We start from the raw sequence: 19,751 nt of genomic DNA, 5'->3' as shown, positions 1-19,751 counted from the left end.
GAAATTAGGCTGCAACCGTCCGAATCGACGCGCCGCTATTTCACCAGCGGGCAGCCGCCGTCCTTCATCGGCCGAAAGGCCTGATCGCCGGGCACTTCCGCCAGCACCTTGTAGTAATCCCACGGCGCCTTGGGTTCTTCCGGCTTCTTGACCTCGAGCAGGAACATGCTGTGGACCATGCGCCCGTCCTCGCGGAGCACGCCGTTGTCGGTGAAGGCGTCGCGAACCGGTGTTGACCGCATCTTCGCGAGTACCGGCTTGGTGTCCCTGGTGCCGGCCGCCTTGACGGCGTTGAGATAGTGCAGCGTGGCGCTGTAGGTGGCGGCCTGGTTCATCGTCGGCATCCGCTTCATGCGTTCGAAGAAGCGTTTGCCGAACGCGCGGGTGCGGTCGTTGAGGTCCCAATAATACGCCTCGGTAATGATCAGGCCCTGCGCCAGCTTGAGGCCGAGGCTGTGAATGTCGGAGATGAACATCACGATCCCGGCGAGGTTCTGGCCGCCGGCCGCGATGCCGAATTCGGAAGCCTGCTTGATGGTGTTGATGGTGTCGGAGCCGCCATTGGCGAGGCCGATGATTTTTGCCTTCGAGGCCTGCGCCTGCAGCAGGAACGACGAGAAATCCGCGGTGTTGAGCGGGGCGCGGGCGCTGCCGAGCACCTTGCCGCCGGCAGCGCGGACCACGTCGCCGGTGTCGCGTTCGATCGAATGGCCGAACAGGTAGTCGGCGGTGATGAAGAACCAGCTATCGCCGCCGTTCTTGACGATGGCGCTGCCGACGGTGTGGGCGTTGGCGTAGGTGTCGTAGGTCCAGTGCGCGGTATAGGGCGAGCAGGATTTTCCGGTGATATCGGAACTGGCGGTGTCGGTGACGATCATGATCTTCTCGAACTGCTTCGACATCTCCATGCCGGCCAGCGCGGTCGCCGATGTCGGCATGTCGATGATCATGTCGACGGCTTCGTTCTCGTACCATTTGCGGGCCAAGGAGGCTGCGACATCGGCCTTGTTCTGCGGGTCGGCGGTGATCAGCTCGATCGGCTTGCCGAACATGGTGCCGCCGAATTCCTCGATCGCCATCTTGGTGGCTTCGACATTGCCGGGACCGCCGATGTCCGCATAGACCGACGAGAAATCGCCGAGCAGGCCGATCTTGAGCGGGGCGGGTTGCTGGGCCGTGGCCGGCGGGGTCAGGGCGGCGTAAAGGCCGATGGCCGCAAAGGTTGCCAGTTTCTTGGCGATATTCATGGTCGCTCCCCAGTGTTTTTGTGGTTATTCGGAGAGAATGACCGCGCGCGATACCTGCCGCAAGTGGCCCGAAGGCGCCATCCGAGGCGACAGGCGTGTGTCCGGCTTCCGCTCTAAGGCGTTGATATCCTTTGGGGCGGCGTTGCGATGCGGCGCCCCGGGACCTTGACCTTTTGCCCGACTGGCAGTAGATACCCGCCACCTGCTGCCGGCCCGTTAAAACGGATATCCGGCGCGGCTTTAAAATTCCCCCGAACAATCGAGCCCGCTGTGCGGCTCATCCTTCGAGAGAGGGCTGGGCGCTAGAGGGCTGTTCGGATTCACTTAAATCAAACATCGTCTCCTTGGGACGCGGATTACCAAACGATGGCTTTCAGCCCGTTCAAATTCCTGCAGGAAGTGCGCTCGGAGACCAACAAGGTCACCTGGCCGACACGCCGCGAGACAACGATCACCACGATCATGGTGTTCGTGATGGTGGCGCTGGCTTCGATCTTCTTCTTCGCATCGGATCAGATCATTCGCTACCTCGTCACCTTCCTGCTGGGTGTCCACTGATGAGCACCGGGACCCAAACCATGGACAAGCGCTGGTATATCGTTCACGCGTATTCGAACTTCGAAAAGAAGGTCTCGGAATCGATCCGCGAGCAGGCCAAGCAGCGCGGGCTCGAGGATCTGTTCGAGCAGGTGCTGGTGCCGACCGAAAAGGTCACCGAGGTGCGTCGCGGCCGCAAGATCGACGCCGAGCGCAAGTTCTTCCCGGGCTATGTGCTGGTGAAGATGAAGCTCACCGACGAAGCGTTTCATCTCATCAAGAACACCCCGAAGGTGACCGGCTTCCTCGGCGCCGAAAACAAGCCGATGCCGATCTCGGAAGCCGAAGCGATGCGGATCCTGCACCAGGTGCAGGAAGGCGTTGAGCGTCCGAAGGCGTCGGTGTCGTTCGAAATCGGCGAGAACGTCCGCGTGGCCGATGGCCCGTTCGCGTCGTTCTCCGGCGTGGTTGAGGAAATTGACGAGGCGCGTTCGCGCGTGAAGGTCGCGGTGTCGATCTTCGGCCGTGCCACCCCCGTCGAACTGGAATTCGGTCAGGTCGAGAAGGTCTGATCGAAAGCGCGAAGCGCGTCTTCGCGTAACGCAAGCGCGAGGCTTGTCCTCGCGTAAACTAGGACGTGGGAGGAAGAGGGTGGTGGCCAACCGCTCTTGATCCGAACCACGAAACCTGAAACCGCCGGCCCCGGCCGGCACAACAGGAGTGATTAAATGGCAAAGAAAGTGACCGGATACCTGAAATTGCAGGTGCCGGCCGGTGCGGCGAATCCTTCGCCCCCGATCGGTCCCGCGCTTGGTCAGCGCGGTCTCAACATCATGGAATTCTGCAAGGCGTTCAACGCCCAGACGCAGAAGGAAGAGAAGAACACCCCGATTCCGGTGGTGATCACGATCTACGCCGATCGTTCGTTCACCTTCGAGATGAAGACCCCCCCGATGTCGTTCTTCCTCAAGCAGGCCGCCAAGATCCAGTCCGGTTCGAAAGCTCCGGGCCGCGACAAGGCCGGCGCGGTGACCAAGGCGCAGGTGCGCGAGATTGCCGAGAAGAAGATGAAGGATCTCAATTGCGATTCCATCGAGTCGGCCATGAAGATGGTCGAGGGCTCTGCCCGTTCGATGGGTCTGGAAGTGGCGGGGTAACGGGTCATGGCAATCGGAAAACGTTTGAGCAAGGCCCGCGAGGGCGTCGATCGTGAGCACCTCTATCCGCTCGCGGAAGCCATCAAGATGGTCAAGGAACGCGCGAAGTCGAAGTTCGACGAGACGATCGAGATCTCGATCAATCTCGGCGTCGATCCGCGCCACGCCGACCAGATGGTTCGTGGCGTCGTCAATCTGCCGAACGGCACCGGCCGCACGCTGCGCGTCGGCGTGTTCGCCCGTGGCGCCAAGGCGGACGAAGCCAGGGCCGCGGGTGCTGACGTCGTCGGCGCCGAAGACCTGGTCGAGAAGGTGCAGGGCGGTGCGATCGACTTCGATCGTTGTATCGCAACCCCCGACATGATGCCGCTGGTCGGTCGCCTCGGTAAAGTGCTCGGTCCGCGCGGCATGATGCCGAACCCGAAGATCGGCACCGTGACGATGGATGTCGCCACCGCCGTGAAGGGCGCCAAGGGCGGCTCGGTTGAGTTCCGCGTCGAGAAGGCCGGCATTGTGCAGGCCGGTATCGGCAAGGCGTCGTTCTCGGAAGAGAAGCTGGTCCAGAACGTCAAGGCGCTCGCGGATGCGGTCTCCAAGGCGAAGCCGGCCGGTTCCAAGGGCACCTACATCCAGCGCGTGGCGGTCTCCTCCACCATGGGCCCGGGCGTCAAGGTCGAGCCGGGTACGATCCTCGGCTAACGTTCTTGCGTTACGCATAAAATCTAACGTTCTTGCGTTACGCATAAAATATAGAGAGGGCGGAATCGGGAGACCGGTTCCGCCCTCTGCGTTTGGCGACTGTATTATTTTCGTCATGCCCGGGCATCCACGTCTTGCTTGACGGTGGACGGACAAAAAAACGTGGATGGCCGGGACAAGCCTGGCCATGACGGGAGAAGAAAGAGAAACAACAATGCCCGAGAAGGTGCTGATCTATTCGCGTTTCCCAAAAGCCCAGATGGTGCGGTTCGGCGAACGCTTCGAACTCCTGGATACCGCGGGTAAGCGGCCGAATGACGTGTTCGCACCTGAGCAACTGTCCGGCATTCACGCGGTCCTTACCGCGGGCGGAACGCCGTTCAGCGCCGAGGCGATGGACCTGATGCCGAAACTCGGCGCCATCGTCTGCTACGGCACCGGCTATGACGGCGTCGATCTGGCGGCGGCGGCAAAACGCGGGATTGCCGTGGGCCACAGCCCGGGGGCGAATGCGGCCTCCGTCGCCGATATCGCCGTCACCCTGATGCTGGCCACCACGCGGCGGTTGCTGGCCGCCGACGATTACGTGCGCAGTGGAAACTGGTCCGGCCTCAAGCCGTCGCCGATGATGCGGCCGCAGGCCGGCATGCTCGGCCGCAAGGTCGGCGTCTACGGCATGGGCGAGATCGGGCGCAAGATCGCCGCGCGGGTCGCCGGCTTCGAGACCGAAGTCGGCTATTTCAGCCGTAGCCGGCACGACGTGCCGTACCAGTATTTTCCGACGCTGGAGGCGCTGGCCGAATGGTGCAGCGTGCTGATGATCGCGGTTCGCGCAGGCGCCGATACCAACCATGCCGTCGACGCCGGGATCCTGAAGAAGCTCGGCAAGGAGGGTTACGTCGTCAACATCTCGCGCGGCTCCGTCATCGACGAGCCCGCGCTGATTGCGGCGCTGACCGACCAGACCATCGCCGGCGCCGGTCTCGACGTCTACGCCAGGGAACCGCACGCGCCGGACGCGCTGACGGCGCTGCCCAATGTCGTGTTGAGCCCGCATATCGGTGGCCACACCCTCGAATCGCATGTCGCGATGCAGAACTGCGTGATTGAGAACCTGGAGGCGTATTTCGCCGGCAAGGCGCTTCCCTACGCGGTGTGAGGCATCTGAAGGGCGATTTGCACCGTAAGTTTGAAGTATATAGATACCGTTCGACCGTTTGGTGTGAATTTTGCTCGTCAAGCCGGATAAGACTTGGCAAGCCGGGCAAGACTCGGTAGATAACGGCTTCCGGGCGTGCTGGCCGTTGCTGGCACGTCTGTGCTCGCATTCCGAAAACCCGATACGGTAGGAGATCATTCCTTTCAAGACATCCGCTTTGGATTGCTCGAAAGGAAGGGGATCCGTCGTCCCGGTGGAATGAGAGCAGGGGCCTTCCGTTCGCGGATGGTCTCGATCCTGTCCGAGACTGCAGGCGCCCGCGCAAAACGAAAGTTTTTCAACGGCTTAATCGCATGGCCTGCATAGACGGGTGAAAACCGAATTTCGCTTTGCGCTGCTTCCGCGGCGTTCGCGCTGATTTGGTTCGAACCTCGACACCCCGCGCCATCTGGTTCGGGAGGGCAGGCTTTTCAAATGTCGTCTTGCCCGACGTGTCCAAGGACTATGTCCAGAGGTCAGGTTTTGGGTGAGACGATGGGTGCAACCCGGCGGTCTCGCTCTCGCGAAGGCCGCCAACCGGAGAGAGCTTGCTGTGGAAAGAGCGGCAAAAAAGGACGCGGTTGAGGCGTTGAACGGGGTCTTCAAGACCACGAGCGTCGCAGTCGTCGCCCACTATTCCGGCCTCACCGTGGTCCAGATGCAGAAGCTGCGCATGCAGATGAAGCAGGCGGGCGCGTCGGTGAAGGTCTCGAAGAACCGTCTCGCCAAAATTGCTCTTGAAGGCACGGATGTCGTTGCCATCGGTTCCCTGCTGAAGGGACCGACCGTGATCGCCACTTCTGACGATCCGGTAGCGGCGCCGAAGGTTGCCGTCGAATTCGCCAAGGCGAACGAACAGTTCGTTATTCTCGGCGGCTCGATGGGTAAAACCGTCCTGGATGTGAACGGTGTGAAGGCGCTTGCCTCATTGCCGTCACTGGATGAATTGCGCGCGAAGATCCTCGGCCTCCTTGTGGCGCCGGCGACCAAGATCGCTCAGCTCTCCACTGCGCCCGCGGCCAAGCTCGCGCGCGTCATTCAGGCCTATGCCTCAAAGAGCGAAGCGGCCTGACCCTTCGCAAATCAAACCTGGTTCGAACCAATACGTTTAAGGAAACAGATCAATGGCTGACTTACAGAAAATCGTCGACGACCTCTCGGGCCTGACTGTGCTCGAAGCTGCCGAGCTCGCAAAGCTCCTCGAAGAAAAGTGGGGCGTGTCCGCCGCTGCCGCCGTTGCGGTGGCCGGTCCGGCTGCTGCTGCCGCTGCTCCCGCTGAAGAAAAGACCGAGTTCACGGTCATGCTGGCTGCGGCCGGCGACAAGAAGATCGAAGTCATCAAGGAAGTCCGCGCCATCACCGGCCTGGGCCTCAAGGAAGCCAAGGACCTCGTCGAAGGCGCGCCCAAGGCTGTCAAGGAAGGCGTGAACAAGGACGAAGCCGAGAAGCTCAAGGCCCAGCTCGAAAAGGCTGGCGCCAAGGTGGAACTGAAGTAAGCGAAGCTTGCTTAATTCCATTCCTGGACGAGCGAGGCGCAAGCCGAGTGCGATCCGGGGATCTGCTAGGGACGTGAATGGTCGGGAAAAGCCCCGGCCAACACGAAGGTGGCGGGATCTATCCAGACTCAGTGCGATGGGGTAACCCGGAGCACAGCGTACACAAAAAAGTGTGGGGATTCGCGGGGTTAGCCCCTCGAATCTCCACGATTACCGCCCCATATCGGGACGGCAGCAGGAAAACGCGGTAGGCGGTGGGGACGGCAGGGTCCTTGGCGTAAGCCGTTGGGAGACAGTCAAATTTCGGGCTTTTTCAGTCCGTGAAGCGGCAACTTGAGACGGGCGGGTGCAGGCATGCGCCCCGCGCGTCGTTTTGCGTTTTGAAGGTCTAGAGAACGGATTCAGGAGTTAATTCCTGAAATTGGGCTTTGTTCCTTTTGAGCGATTCGAAATTCAACCCGGGGGCGGCGGCAGTCGCGCTTCGGATGGTTCGCCCATCAGGGCGGCGAAAATGAGAGGCCACGATGGCGCAGCAGACATTCACCGGTCGCAAACGCATTCGCAAGTTTTTCGGACACATCAAGGAAGTCGCCGAGATGCCGAACCTCATTGAGGTTCAGAAGGCGTCCTACGACCAGTTCCTGATGGTTGACGAACCCCCGGGCGGGCGGCTGGACGAGGGCCTGCAGGCGGTGTTCCGCTCGGTGTTCCCGATTTCGGATTTCTCGGGCACCTCGATGCTGGAATTCGTCCGCTACGAATTCGAGCCGCCGAAGTATGACGTCGACGAGTGCCGTCAGCGCGGCATGACCTACGCGGCGCCGCTGAAGGTGACGCTGCGCCTGATCGTGTTCGATATCGACGAGGAAACCGGCGCCAAGTCGGTCAAGGACATCAAGGAGCAGGACGTCTACATGGGCGATATCCCGCTCATGACGATGAACGGCACCTTCGTCGTCAACGGCACCGAGCGCGTCATCGTTTCGCAGATGCATCGTTCGCCCGGCGTGTTCTTCGACCACGACAAGGGCAAGACCCACTCGTCCGGCAAGCTGCTGTTTGCCGCGCGCGTGATTCCGTATCGCGGTTCTTGGCTCGACATCGAGTTCGACGCCAAGGACATCGTGTTCGCGCGCATCGATCGCCGCCGCAAGATTCCCGTGACCTCGCTGATGTACGCGCTCGGTCTCGACGGCGAGACGATCCTGTCCACCTTCTACAAGAAGATCAGCTACAAGCGCGGCAAGGAAGGCTGGCGCGTGCCGTTCGACGCCAACCGTTTCCGCGGCTATTCGACCGTCAACGACCTGATCGACGCCGATACCGGCAAGGTCGTGCTCGAGGCCGGCAAAAAGCTCACCGTGCGCGGTGCGCGTCAGATGCAGGAAAAGGGCCTCAAGGCGCTGCGCATGACCGACGAAGAGTTGGTCGGCAACTACCTGGCCGAAGACCTCGTCAATCCGAAGACCGGTGAAATCTACGCCGAAGCCGGCGAGGAACTCACCGAGAAGTCGCTGAAGGCGCTCAACGAGCAGGGCTACAAGGAACTGCCGCTGCTCGACATCGACCACGTCAATGTCGGCGCCTACATCCGCAACACGCTGCATGCCGACAAGAACATGACACGTGAGGACGCGCTGTTCGACATCTACCGCGTGATGCGTCCCGGCGAGCCGCCGACCATCGACTCGGCGCAGACCATGTTCCAGTCGCTGTTCTTCGACAGTGAGCGCTACGACCTGTCCGCGGTCGGCCGCGTCAAGATGAACATGCGCCTCGAGCTCGACGCGCCCGACACCCATCGCACGCTGCGCAAGGAAGACATCCTGGCCGTCATCAAGACGCTGGTCGACCTGCGCGACGGCAAGGGCGAGATCGACGACATCGACCATCTCGGCAACCGCCGCGTGCGTTCGGTCGGCGAACTGATGGAAAACCAGTACCGCATCGGCCTGTTGCGCATGGAGCGCGCGATCAAGGAGCGGATGTCCAGTGTCGATATCGACACCGTGATGCCGCAGGACCTGATCAACGCCAAGCCGGCGGCAGCCGCAGTGCGCGAGTTCTTCGGCTCGTCGCAGCTGTCGCAGTTCATGGACCAGACCAACCCGCTGTCGGAGATCACCCACAAGCGCCGTCTCTCGGCGCTTGGACCGGGCGGTCTGACCCGCGAGCGCGCCGGCTTCGAGGTGCGCGACGTGCATCCGACGCATTACGGCCGCATCTGCCCGATCGAGACGCCGGAAGGCCCGAACATCGGCCTGATCAACTCGCTGGCGACGTTCGCGCGCGTCAACAAGTACGGCTTCGTCGAAACGCCCTATCGCAAGATCAAGGACGGCCGCGTCACCGACGAGGTCGTGTACCTCTCGGCGATGGAAGAGGGCCGTTACCGCGTCGCGCAGGCCAACGTGCCGCTCGATGCCAAGGGCCGTTTCACCGAAGACCTGATCGTCTGCCGTCACGCCGGCGAAGTGCTGCCGATCACGCCGGACAAGGTCGACTACATGGACGTGTCGCCGAAGCAGCTGGTTTCGGTCGCCGCGGCGCTGATCCCGTTCCTCGAGAACGACGACGCCAACCGCGCGCTGATGGGCTCGAACATGCAGCGCCAGGCGGTGCCGCTGGTTCGCGCCGAGGCGCCGTTCGTCGGCACCGGCATGGAAGGCGTGGTTGCCCGTGACTCGGGCGCCGCGATCGCGGCGCGTCGTTCCGGCGTGATCGACCAGATCGACGCCACCCGCGTCGTCATCCGCGCCACCGAGGATCTCGATCCCACCAAGTCGGGCGTCGATATCTACCGGCTGATGAAGTACCAGCGTTCCAACCAGTCGACCTGCATCAACCAGCGTCCGTTGGTGAAGGTCGGCGACGTCGTCAAGAAGGGCGACATCATCGCCGACGGTCCCTCGACCGATCTCGGCGAACTCGCGCTCGGCCGCAACGTGCTGGTCGCGTTCATGCCGTGGAACGGCTACAACTTCGAAGATTCGATCCTGCTCTCCGAGCGGATCGTGAAGGACGACGTCTTCACCTCGATCCACATCGAGGAATTCGAGGTGATGGCCCGCGACACCAAGCTCGGGCCCGAGGAAATCACCCGCGACATTCCGAACGTTTCGGAAGAAGCGCTGAAGAACCTCGACGAAGCCGGCATCGTCTACATCGGCGCGGAAGTCCGCGCCGGCGACATCCTGGTCGGCAAGATCACGCCAAAGGGCGAAAGCCCGATGACGCCGGAAGAAAAGCTCTTGCGCGCCATCTTCGGCGAAAAGGCTTCCGACGTCCGCGATACCTCGCTCCGCGTGCCTCCGGGCGTGCAGGGCACGATCGTCGAAGTGCGGGTGTTCAACCGGCATGGCGTCGACAAGGACGAGCGTGCCCTGGCGATCGAGCGGGAAGAGATCGAGCGTCTGGCCAAGGACCGCGACGACGAACAGGCCATCCTGGATCGTAACGTCTACGGCCGTCTCGCGGAGCTGCTGGAAAACCGCCAGGGCGTCGCGGGTCCCAAGGGCTTCAAGAAGGACACCAAGATCACGCGCGCCGTGCTCGACGAGCATCCGCGGTCGCAGTGGTGGATGTTTGCATCCCCCAACGACAAGCTGATGACCGAAATCGAGGCGATGCGGAAGCAGTACGACGAATCGAAGAAGGGCCTTGAACAGCGCTTCCTCGACAAGGTCGAAAAGCTGCAGCGTGGCGACGAACTTCCGCCCGGCGTGATGAAGATGGTCAAGGTCTTCGTCGCGGTGAAGCGCAAGATCCAGCCCGGCGACAAGATGGCCGGCCGTCACGGCAACAAGGGCGTCGTGTCCAAGATCGTTCCGATCGAGGACATGCCGTTCCTCGAGGACGGCACCCATGCCGACATCGTGCTCAATCCGCTCGGCGTGCCTTCGCGTATGAACGTCGGACAGATTCTGGAAACGCATCTTGGCTGGGCCTGCGCAGGCATGGGCAAGAAGATCGGCCAGACCATCGACGCCTACTATCAGAGGCAGGATCTCAAGCCGTTGCGCGAGACCCTGAAGAAGATCTACGGCGACGATGAAACCATCAAGACGATGAACGACAGCGAGTTGATGGAGCTTGGCCGCAACCTGAGCCACGGCGTGCCGATCGCGACGCCGGTGTTCGACGGCGCCAAGGAAGCCGACATCGAGGAGATGCTGAAGCTCGCGGGCTTCGACGCCTCCGGCCAGTCGACCGTCTTTGACGGCCGCACCGGCGACACCTTCGACCGTAAGGTGACGGTGGGCTACATCTACATGCTGAAGCTGCACCATCTGGTCGACGACAAGATCCATGCGCGTTCGATCGGTCCGTACTCGCTCGTTACCCAGCAGCCGCTGGGCGGCAAGGCGCAGTTCGGTGGACAGCGTTTCGGCGAAATGGAGGTGTGGGCGCTGGAAGCTTACGGCGCGGCCTACACGCTGCAGGAAATGCTGACTGTGAAGTCGGACGACGTCGCCGGCCGTACCAAGGTGTACGAGGCGATCGTTCGCGGCGACGACACGTTCGAAGCGGGTATCCCGGAATCGTTCAACGTGCTGGTCAAGGAAATGCGCTCGCTCGGCCTCAACGTCGACCTGCACAATTCCAAGGTCGGCCCGACGCCGACGTCAGAGGCTGCCGAGTAACGTTTAAAAATTGCATGTCCGGCGCAAGGCGCGAATTTTTTCGCGAATTTGTGCCGGACATTCGCGCTTCCCTCGGACGTTGAGAGACGCGCGCGCGACAGAAGAATTTCGAATTTGCTGCCGGTGACGATCGGCACGCGAGGAGAAGACGATGAACCAAGAAATTATGAATCTCTTCAATCCGACGACGCCGGCTCAGGTCTTCGACCAGATCCGGATCTCGATTGCGTCCCCGGAAAAGATTCTGTCCTGGTCCTACGGCGAGATCAAGAAGCCGGAGACCATCAACTACCGTACCTTCAAGCCGGAGCGCGACGGCCTGTTCTGCGCCCGCATCTTCGGGCCGATCAAGGACTACGAGTGCCTGTGCGGCAAGTACAAGCGGATGAAGTACAAGGGCATCATCTGCGAAAAGTGCTCGGTCGAAGTGACGCTGTCGCGCGTCCGTCGCGAGCGCATGGGTCATATCGAACTGGCAGCACCGGTCGCGCACATCTGGTTCCTGAAGTCGCTGCCGTCGCGCATCGGCCTGCTGCTCGACATGACGCTGAAGGATCTCGAGCGGATCCTGTACTTTGAATATTACGTCGTGCTGGAGCCCGGTCTGACCGCGCTCAAGGACCGTCAGCTCTTGTCGGAAGACGAGTATCTGAAGGCGCAGGACGAATACGGCCAGGACAGCTTCACCGCCATGATCGGCGCCGAGGCGATCCGCGAGCTGTTGAAGGGACTGGAGCTCGAAAAGCTCGAGGCGTCGCTGCGCGTCGAGATGCAGGAGACCGAGTCCGATATCAAGCACAAGAAGCTCGCCAAGCGCCTGAAGATCGTCGAGGCCTTCCGCTATTCCGGCAACAAGCCGGAGTGGATGATCCTGACCGTGGTGCCGGTGATTCCGCCGGACCTGCGTCCGCTGGTGCCGCTCGATGGCGGCCGCTTTGCGACCTCGGATCTCAACGATCTCTACCGCCGCGTCATCAACCGGAACAACCGCCTGAAGCGGCTGATGGAGCTGCGCGCGCCCGACATCATCATCCGCAACGAAAAGCGCATGCTGCAGGAGGCCGTCGACGCACTGTTCGACAACGGCCGCCGCGGCCGCGTCATCACCGGCGCCAACAAGCGTCCGCTGAAGTCGCTGGCCGACATGCTCAAGGGCAAGCAGGGCCGCTTCCGGCAGAACCTGCTCGGCAAGCGCGTCGACTACTCTGGCCGTTCGGTGATCGTGGTCGGTCCCGAACTGCGGCTGCATCAGTGCGGCCTGCCGAAGAAGATGGCGCTCGAACTGTTCAAGCCGTTCATCTATTCGCGGCTCGACGCCAAGGGTCTGTCGACCACGGTGAAGCAGGCGAAGAAGCTCGTTGAAAAAGAGCGTCCCGAGGTCTGGGACATTCTCGACGAGGTGATTCGCGAGCATCCCGTGCTGCTGAACCGCGCGCCGACGCTGCATCGCCTCGGCATCCAGGCGTTCGAGCCGGTGCTCATTGAAGGCAAGGCGATCCAGCTGCATCCGCTGGTTTGCGCCGCGTTCAACGCCGACTTCGACGGCGACCAGATGGCCGTGCACGTTCCGCTGTCGCTGGAAGCGCAGCTCGAAGCGCGCGTGCTGATGATGTCGACCAACAACATCCTGCATCCCGCCAACGGTCAGCCGATCATCGTGCCGTCGCAGGACATCGTGCTCGGCCTCTATTACGTTTCGATCATGCGCGAAGGCCTGCCCGGCGAGGGCAAGATCTTCGGCGAGATGGCCGAACTCGAGCACGCCCTGCATTCGAAGGTCATCCACCTCCACACCAAGATCAAGTATCGCTGGAACGGAATGGACGAGACCGGCAAGGTCTCGCGTCGCTGGATCGAGACCACCGCGGGCCGCGTCATGCTCGGCAATTTGTTGCCGAGCTCGGCGAAGATTTCGTACGACATCATCAACAAGCTGATGACCAAGCGCGAAATCTCCGGCGTCATTGACCAGGTCTACCGTCACTGCGGTCAAAAGGAGACGGTGATCTTCTGCGACCGCATCATGGCGCTCGGCTTCTACAACGCGTTCAAGGCCGGCATCTCGTTCGGCAAGGACGACATGGTCGTTCCGCACTCGAAGTGGAAGATCGTCGACACCACCCGTACGCTGGCGAAGGACTTCGAGCAGCAGTACAACGACGGCCTGATCACCCATGGCGAGAAGTACAACAAGGTGGTCGACGCCTGGTCGAAGGCGACCGAAGAAATCGCCAAGGAGATGATGAAGGAAATCTCCTCGACCAAGAAGAACGCCAAGGGCGCCGACGCCGACATCAACTCGATCTACATGATGGCGCATTCCGGTGCGCGCGGTTCGCCGGCGCAGATGCGCCAGCTCGCCGGCATGCGCGGCCTGATGGCCAAGCCGTCGGGTGAGATCATCGAAACGCCGATCATTTCCAACTTCAAGGAAGGTCTGTCGGTGCTCGAATACTTCAACTCGACCCACGGCGCCCGCAAGGGCCTCGCGGACACCGCGTTGAAGACCGCGAACTCGGGCTACCTGACCCGCCGTCTGGTCGACGTGGCGCAGGACTGCATCATCACGCAGGACGACTGCGGCACCAAGCTCGGCATCAAGATGCGCGCCATCATCGATGCCGGCACGGTGGTTGCGTCGCTGGCTTCGCGCATTCTCGGCCGTACCAACGGCGAGGACCTGCGCGATCCGGTGACCAACAAGGTCGTGGTCAAGCGCGGCACGCTGATGGAAGAGACGCATGTCGACGCCATCCAGCAGGCCGGCATCCAGGAAGTGAAGATCCGTTCGGCCCTGACCTGCGAACTGGTCAACGGCATCTGCGGCAAGTGCTACGGCCGCGATCTGGCCCGCGGTACGCCGGTCAACCACGGTGAAGCGGTCGGCGTCATCGCCGCCCAGTCGATCGGTGAGCCCGGCACGCAGCTGACGATGCGTACGTTCCACATCGGTGGTGCTGCGCAGATCAACGAGCAGTCGTTCATCGAGTCGAACTTCGACGGCAAGGTGGTCATCCGCAACAAGGCCATCGCCAAGAACAGCGAAGGCCATATGGTCGCGATGGTCCGCAACATGGTCGTTGCGATCGCCGATGCCGACGGCACCGAGCGTGCGACCCACCGCATTCAGTACGGTGCGCGCATGCACGTCGATGAAGGCGATATGGTCAAGCGCGGCCAGCGCATCGCGGAATGGGATCCGTACAGCCGTCCGGTGCTGACCGAAGTCGAAGGCGTCATCGGGTTCGAGGACCTGGTCGAAGGGCAGTCGATCTCGGAAACGCTCGACGAATCCACCGGTATCGCCAAGCGCGTCGTCATCGACTGGCGTGCGTCGCGCGGTGGTGCCGACCTGCGTCCGGCGATCGTGATCAAGGGCAAGGATGGCAAGGTGCTGAAGCTCGCCCGCGGCGGCGATGCCCGGTACATGCTGTCGGTCGACGGCATTCTGTCGGTTGATACCGGCGCGAAGGTGAAGTCCGGCGACATCCTGGCGCGTATTTCTACGGAGAGCGCCAAGACCCGCGACATCACCGGCGGTCTGCCGCGCGTTGCCGAACTGTTCGAGGCCCGCAAGCCAAAGGACGCGGCGATCATCGCGGAAATCGCCGGCACCATCCGCTTCGGCCGCGACTACAAGAACAAGCGCCGGATCTCGATCGAGCCGATGGACAAGACCGAGGAGACCAGGGAGTACCTGATCCCGAAGGGCAAGCACATCCATCTGCAGGACGGCGACATCGTCGAAAAGGGCGATTTCATCGTCGAAGGCAATCCGGCGCCGCACGACATTCTGGCGATCAAGGGCATCGAGGAACTCGCTGCCTATCTGGTCAACGAAATCCAGGAGGTCTATCGGCTGCAGGGCGTGCTCATCAACGACAAGCACATCGAGGTGATTGTCCGTCAGATGCTGCAGAAGGTCGAAGTCACCGACCAGGGCGAGACCGACATGATCTCGGGCGAACAGGTCGACAAGATCGAGTTCGACGTGATCAACGCCAAGGCCAAGGAAGAGGGCAAGAAGATCGCTACGGGAACGCCGGTTCTGCTCGGCATCACCAAGGCGAGCCTGCAGACCCGCTCGTTCTTCTCGGCGGCGTCGTTCCAGGAGACCACCCGTGTGCTCACCGAAGCCGCCGTCAACGGCAAGGTGGATCCGCTGGAAGGCCTCAAGGAGAACGTCATTGTCGGCCGGCTGATCCCGGCGGGCACCGGTGCCTCGATGGCTAAGATCCGCGAAGTCGCGGTCAAGCGCGACAAGCTGATTCTCGACGAGCGCGAGAAGCAGGCGACGATCGTGCCGACTGCTCCGGAAGCGGAGCCGTTGGCGCTGCCGCCCGCGGAATAGGCATCCTTCGAACCCATGCTACGAAAGAGAAGGCCGGCGAAAGCCGGCCTTTTTGCTGCTTTGTTTCATTGCTGCGATGCAGGGACCCGCTTTGTTCATCTTCCCTTCAGAGTGAAAAGCGCTTTTGCTAGGGTGACTTAGTCCGCGGCGCGGCCGAACGACTCACGGAACACATATGATCGATCTTGCAATCGTTGGCGGCGGCCCCGGCGGGCTGATGAGCGCCTGGTATCTGAAGAAGAAGCTTGGCGACCTCTGCCGCATCACGATCTATGAGGCGTCGGACCGCGTCGGCGGCAAGATCGTGACGCGCAAGTTCGATTCCGCGCCGGCGATGTACGAGGCCGGCGTCGCCGAGATCTACGACTACTCGATGACCGGTCCCGATCCGCTGCGGGAGCTTATTCAGCATTTCGGCCTGCAGACGATTCCGATGGACGCCGAGCAGGTTCTCCTCGATGGCGTACTCCTCAACGACGTCCCCGGCATGCGCCGCAAGTACGGTGCGAAGACCGCGGCCGCGATCGAGGCGTTCCGCAAGCGCTGCGCCGACATGGTGACGCCGATCGAATATTATGAAGGCGTCGGCGCCCATGACAACGAGCATCCCTGGGCCTACCTGACCTGCGAGCAGGTGCTCGACAAGGAAGTCACCGATCCCACCGCCAAGCGCTTCTTCAAGGTGATGGCGCGCTCGGATATCGCCACCGAGAGCCACAACACCAACGGGCTCAACGCGCTGAAGAACTTCGTGATGGACGTCGAGGGCTATATCGGCCTGTACTCGATCCAGAACGGCAACGAGCAGTTGATCGAAGGCCTGCGCTCCGAGGTCAACGCGGATATTCACCTCAATCACCGGGTGCTCAAGGTCGGCAAGACCACCGCCGGCCGCTACCAGCTCAACATGATGAACGGAAAGGGGCCGGAGACGCGCGACTTCGACCTGGTGCTGATGTGCCTGCCGCACTCCTGGCTCGCCACCATGCGCTGGGACGGCGAAGAGCTGCGCAAGTCGATGGTCAAGCACGTCGCCTATTTCGATCGGCCGGCGCATTACCTGCGCGTCTCGATCCTGTTCGATGAGCCGTTCTGGGGCGAACAGGTCCCCGGCGCCTGGTTCATGTCGGAAGCGTTCGGCGGCTGCTGCGTCTACAACGAGGGCGCCCGCCACGACGTCGGCAAGCACGGCGTCCTGAACTGGCTGATCGCCGGCTCCGACGCGCTGGCGTTCGCCAATCTCAGCGACCAGGAACTGATCGACGCCGCGCTGAAGTCGCTGCCGGCCTCGCTCGGCGACGCCCGCAGCCATTTCATGGAAGGCAAGATCCACCGCTGGCTGTCGTCGGTGAATGCGCTGCCGGGCGGCATGCCGGTGCGGGACGTCATGACCAATCATCGCCCCGAGCCGAAGGAGCATCCGGGGATCGTCGTGGTCGGCGACTACCTGTTCGATTCCACGCTGAACGGTCTGCTCGACTCCTCCGACGCCGCCACCGATATCGTTGTGACCGAGATGATGCGGCTGCGCCGTGCGCGCGCGCAGCAGGGCGGAGTGCTGTCCGACAAGATCGACCGCGGTTATTTCGAGAATTACCGGGGCGTCGGACCCTACAGCGAAGTCTGGAGCCAGTTTACCGACCCCGCCTATCTGACGGACCTGATCAAGATCGTCTGGAACAGGGCCAAGGGCTACAAGCTGCTGGTTGCGGGCTCCGCCAGCGGCGAACTGGTCGGCGCGCTGCGCGAACGCGGGATCGATGCCTGGGGCATCGAAAACAACCGCGCGATCCATGCCAGGACGCCGAAGGCGCTGAAGAAGTTCAACAAGCTCGGCTCGATATCAGATATGCCGTTCAAGAACGGCGAGTTCGACTTCGTGTTCGAGACCAGCCTGTGCCATGTCGCGGAGAAGCAGGTGTCGCGGGCGGTCCGCGAACTGAACCGCGTGGTGAAGACCGGCCTCCTGTTCGGATCGGTGACCTCGGATATGGCGCCGGCGCTGATCGACCGTTACGACCTGCTGCGCGGGGTCAAGAAGCTCGGCACCTGGTGGGAATGGTCGGAATTGTTCTTCAATAACGGGTTCGACCTCTCGATGCATCGCCGCGATTGCACCGATGCGTTGTGGGCGGCGACGCTGGCGGCGCACAAGGGGCCGGGCCAGTGGTACGCCGACGCCGACAGCCTGCGCTATTCGTTCTTTGACAAGGTAGAATCGGACGATTGACCGGCCGGCAATCGGCCAGCTTGGCGACTCCATTTGTTTTGCCGAATTGATCCCGATCGCATAGGATCGCCGCGGTAGCGTCCAAGGTAACGTCCAGGGCTATCGCGTTTGAGTTGCGGTCATGCCGGCCGTGCAGCATCGGTTGGTTTCATGGCGCCAAAGCCTCCTTCTTCGGATGACCGGACTCCCGCGTCGGCGGACGATCCTGAGCTTGAGAAGAAGCCCGCGGTCGAACCTGGTGCGGCGGGTCCCGCTGCCGGCGGCAAGCCAGCCGCTGCGCCGCCCGACGATGACGACGAAGATGACGACGAGCTGGACCTCGACGACGATGATGACGACGAGGATCTCGTCGTTTTCACCGCCAAGGAAGCCGCCGGCGCGCTTTCGACGATCTATGGCTTCGTCAAGCCGATCCTGATCAACTACAAGAAGCTGCTGGCCTACGTTGGTTTCGGCGTTCTGGTCGAGACGCTGTTCAACGTCTTCATGCCGTTGAGCCTGAAGTTCCTGATCGACGACGCGCTCGGCGAGGAAGACTTTCAGGCGCTGTACAAGATCCTCGGCGTGCTCGCGGTCGCCGGCATCGTCACCTCGATCATCGCGGTCTGGTACGAGCGCTGGGACGCGCGGCTCGCTGCGACCGTGATTTCAGACGTGCGGACGCGGCTGTTCGAGCACGTCCAGAACCTGCCGTCGGCTTATTTTGCCCGCACCAAGCGCGGCGAAATTCTGTCGCGGTTCTCCATCGACCTCTCGGCCTTCGAGGGCTCGATCAAGAGCTTCGCCAACAGCGCGGCCCTGCCGTTCTTCGAGTTGATCGCCGGCATCATCCTGATGCTGTTCCTGAACTGGCAGCTCGCGGCGGTGGCGCTGCTGGTGTTTCCGATCACCCTGATCGGTCCGCGGATCCTGACGCCGAAGGCGGTGCAGGCGAACTACGAGCAGAAGCAGAACGAGTCGGCGCTGCTCGGCATGGTGCAGGAGAACGTGGCGGCGCAGGCGGTGGTCAAGGCGTTCAGCCTGCAGCGCCGGACGCTCGGCTGGTTCACCATGCGCAACCAGGATGTGCGCATCAAGACCGCCTCTGCGGTGTTCCTGTCGACCATGGTGGAGCGCACCGTCACGATCTCGGTGTTGTTGCTGCACCTCGTGGTGCTCGCGATCGGCGCCTATCTCGCCACCAAGGGCCAGATCACCATCGGCACCTTCGTCACCTTCGAGAGCGCGTTCTGGGAGGTGTCCTACAACATCGCCCATCTCATGCATTTCATTCCGGTGTCGATCCAGTCGGCGGCGGCGGTCCGTCATATCCAGGAACTGCTCGACGAGCCGACGCGTGGCGCCGATCGTCCGGGCGCGCCGGATCTGCCGCGCATCACCCACGACATCACCTTCGAGCGGGTGACCTTCGCCTACGAAGGCAGCCAGACGCCGGTGCTCGACAATCTCACCCTCAAGCTCAATGCCGGCAAGCGGATCGCGATCGTCGGCCCCTCAGGCTCCGGCAAGAGCACGTTGCTCAACCTGATCCTGCGCCTCTACGTGCCCGACGAGGGCCGCGTGACCATCGACGGCGTCGATATTCGCCGGGTGACCCGCGAATCGCTGCGCCGGGGGATGGCCGTCGTGTTCCAGGAGAACATGCTGTTCAACATGTCGATCCGCGAAAACATCCGGCTCGGCAAGGAAGGCGCCAGCGACGAGGAGGTCACGGAAGCCGCGCGCAAGGCCGAGATCCACCGCTACATCATGAGCCTGCCGCAGAAATACGACACCCCTGTCGGCGAGCGCGGCGACACGCTGTCGGGCGGCCAGCGCCAGCGCATCGCGATCGCGCGCGCGATCATCCGCAATCCGTCGGTGCTGCTGCTCGACGAGGCCACGTCCGCGCTCGACCAGACCACGGAAGCCGCGATCAACCGCACGCTCCTGAAGGTGGCGGAGGGGCGCACCATGATCTGGTCGACTCACCGCCTGACGTCGGTGGTCGAAATGGACGAGATCATCGTGATTTCAGGCGGTCAGGCGATCGAGCGCGGCTCGCACACGAAATTGCTCGCCGCCAACGGCGTCTACCGCAAGCTCTGGGACGACCAGGGCCATACGCCGCACAACGCGGCGGCTCTCGCCGATGATGACGAGGACGAAGACGATGATGAGGATGAGGAGGATGACGACGAGGAGGAGTGAGCG

At 62.2% G+C, this 19,751-nt stretch carries 12 protein-coding genes; 11 read left to right on the top strand and 1 reads right to left on the bottom strand.

Annotated features, from left to right (window positions below; translation table 11 throughout):
- Window positions 1–35 precede the first annotated feature (35 nt).
- Window positions 36–1,247, bottom strand: a complete 1,212-nt coding sequence (locus BLR13_RS01355) for an ABC transporter substrate-binding protein (RefSeq protein WP_074828438.1) — start codon at window positions 1,245–1,247, stop codon at window positions 36–38.
- 366 nt (window positions 1,248–1,613) lie between these two features.
- Between BLR13_RS01355 and secE the strand changes: the two genes are divergently transcribed.
- The 11 genes from secE (at window position 1,614) to BLR13_RS01300 (ending at window position 19,748) form a co-directional block, all read left to right on the top strand.
- Complete coding sequence (gene secE / locus BLR13_RS01350; protein ID WP_074276023.1) at window positions 1,614–1,805, top strand: preprotein translocase subunit SecE; 192 nt, start codon at window positions 1,614–1,616, stop codon at window positions 1,803–1,805.
- 20 nt (window positions 1,806–1,825) lie between these two features.
- Complete coding sequence (gene nusG / locus BLR13_RS01345; protein WP_074828441.1) at window positions 1,826–2,356, top strand: transcription termination/antitermination protein NusG; 531 nt, start codon at window positions 1,826–1,828, stop codon at window positions 2,354–2,356.
- Between the two features lie 156 nt (window positions 2,357–2,512).
- On the top strand, window positions 2,513–2,941 hold the full coding sequence (gene rplK, locus BLR13_RS01340; RefSeq protein ID WP_007602986.1) for a 50S ribosomal protein L11: 429 nt from the start codon (window positions 2,513–2,515) through the stop codon (window positions 2,939–2,941).
- 6 nt (window positions 2,942–2,947) lie between these two features.
- On the top strand, window positions 2,948–3,640 hold the full coding sequence (gene rplA, locus BLR13_RS01335; protein ID WP_074828443.1) for a 50S ribosomal protein L1: 693 nt from the start codon (window positions 2,948–2,950) through the stop codon (window positions 3,638–3,640).
- A 214-nt stretch (window positions 3,641–3,854) separates the two neighbouring features.
- Window positions 3,855–4,799: a 2-hydroxyacid dehydrogenase gene (locus BLR13_RS01330; protein ID WP_074828444.1), complete on the top strand. Its 945-nt coding sequence runs from the start codon at window positions 3,855–3,857 to the stop codon at window positions 4,797–4,799.
- Between the two features lie 592 nt (window positions 4,800–5,391).
- Complete coding sequence (gene rplJ, locus BLR13_RS01325; protein WP_074828447.1) at window positions 5,392–5,910, top strand: 50S ribosomal protein L10; 519 nt, start codon at window positions 5,392–5,394, stop codon at window positions 5,908–5,910.
- A 52-nt stretch (window positions 5,911–5,962) separates the two neighbouring features.
- Window positions 5,963–6,334 (top strand): 50S ribosomal protein L7/L12, encoded by a 372-nt coding sequence (rplL, locus tag BLR13_RS01320; RefSeq protein WP_074828450.1) that lies wholly within the window; start codon window positions 5,963–5,965, stop codon window positions 6,332–6,334.
- Window positions 6,335–6,858: 524 nt separating this feature from the next.
- Window positions 6,859–10,977 carry a DNA-directed RNA polymerase subunit beta gene (rpoB, locus tag BLR13_RS01315; protein ID WP_074828453.1) on the top strand — a complete coding sequence of 1,373 codons (4,119 nt, stop codon included), beginning with the start codon at window positions 6,859–6,861 and terminating at the stop codon, window positions 10,975–10,977.
- 151 nt (window positions 10,978–11,128) lie between these two features.
- A complete protein-coding gene (gene rpoC / locus BLR13_RS01310; protein WP_074828456.1) occupies window positions 11,129–15,328 on the top strand; it encodes a DNA-directed RNA polymerase subunit beta' in 4,200 nt (1,399 codons plus the stop codon).
- A 175-nt stretch (window positions 15,329–15,503) separates the two neighbouring features.
- Window positions 15,504–17,558 (top strand): FAD-dependent oxidoreductase, encoded by a 2,055-nt coding sequence (locus tag BLR13_RS01305; protein ID WP_074828459.1) that lies wholly within the window; start codon window positions 15,504–15,506, stop codon window positions 17,556–17,558.
- 150 nt (window positions 17,559–17,708) lie between these two features.
- Window positions 17,709–19,748 (top strand): ABC transporter ATP-binding protein, encoded by a 2,040-nt coding sequence (locus BLR13_RS01300; protein WP_074828463.1) that lies wholly within the window; start codon window positions 17,709–17,711, stop codon window positions 19,746–19,748.
- Window positions 19,749–19,751: the final 3 nt, after the last annotated feature.

The organism is Bradyrhizobium ottawaense, from assembly GCF_900099825.1.
Classification (GTDB): domain Bacteria; phylum Pseudomonadota; class Alphaproteobacteria; order Rhizobiales; family Xanthobacteraceae; genus Bradyrhizobium; species Bradyrhizobium ottawaense_A.
The sequence above is the reverse complement of the archived record's forward strand: the minus strand, read 5'-3'. Positions and strand labels throughout refer to the sequence as shown.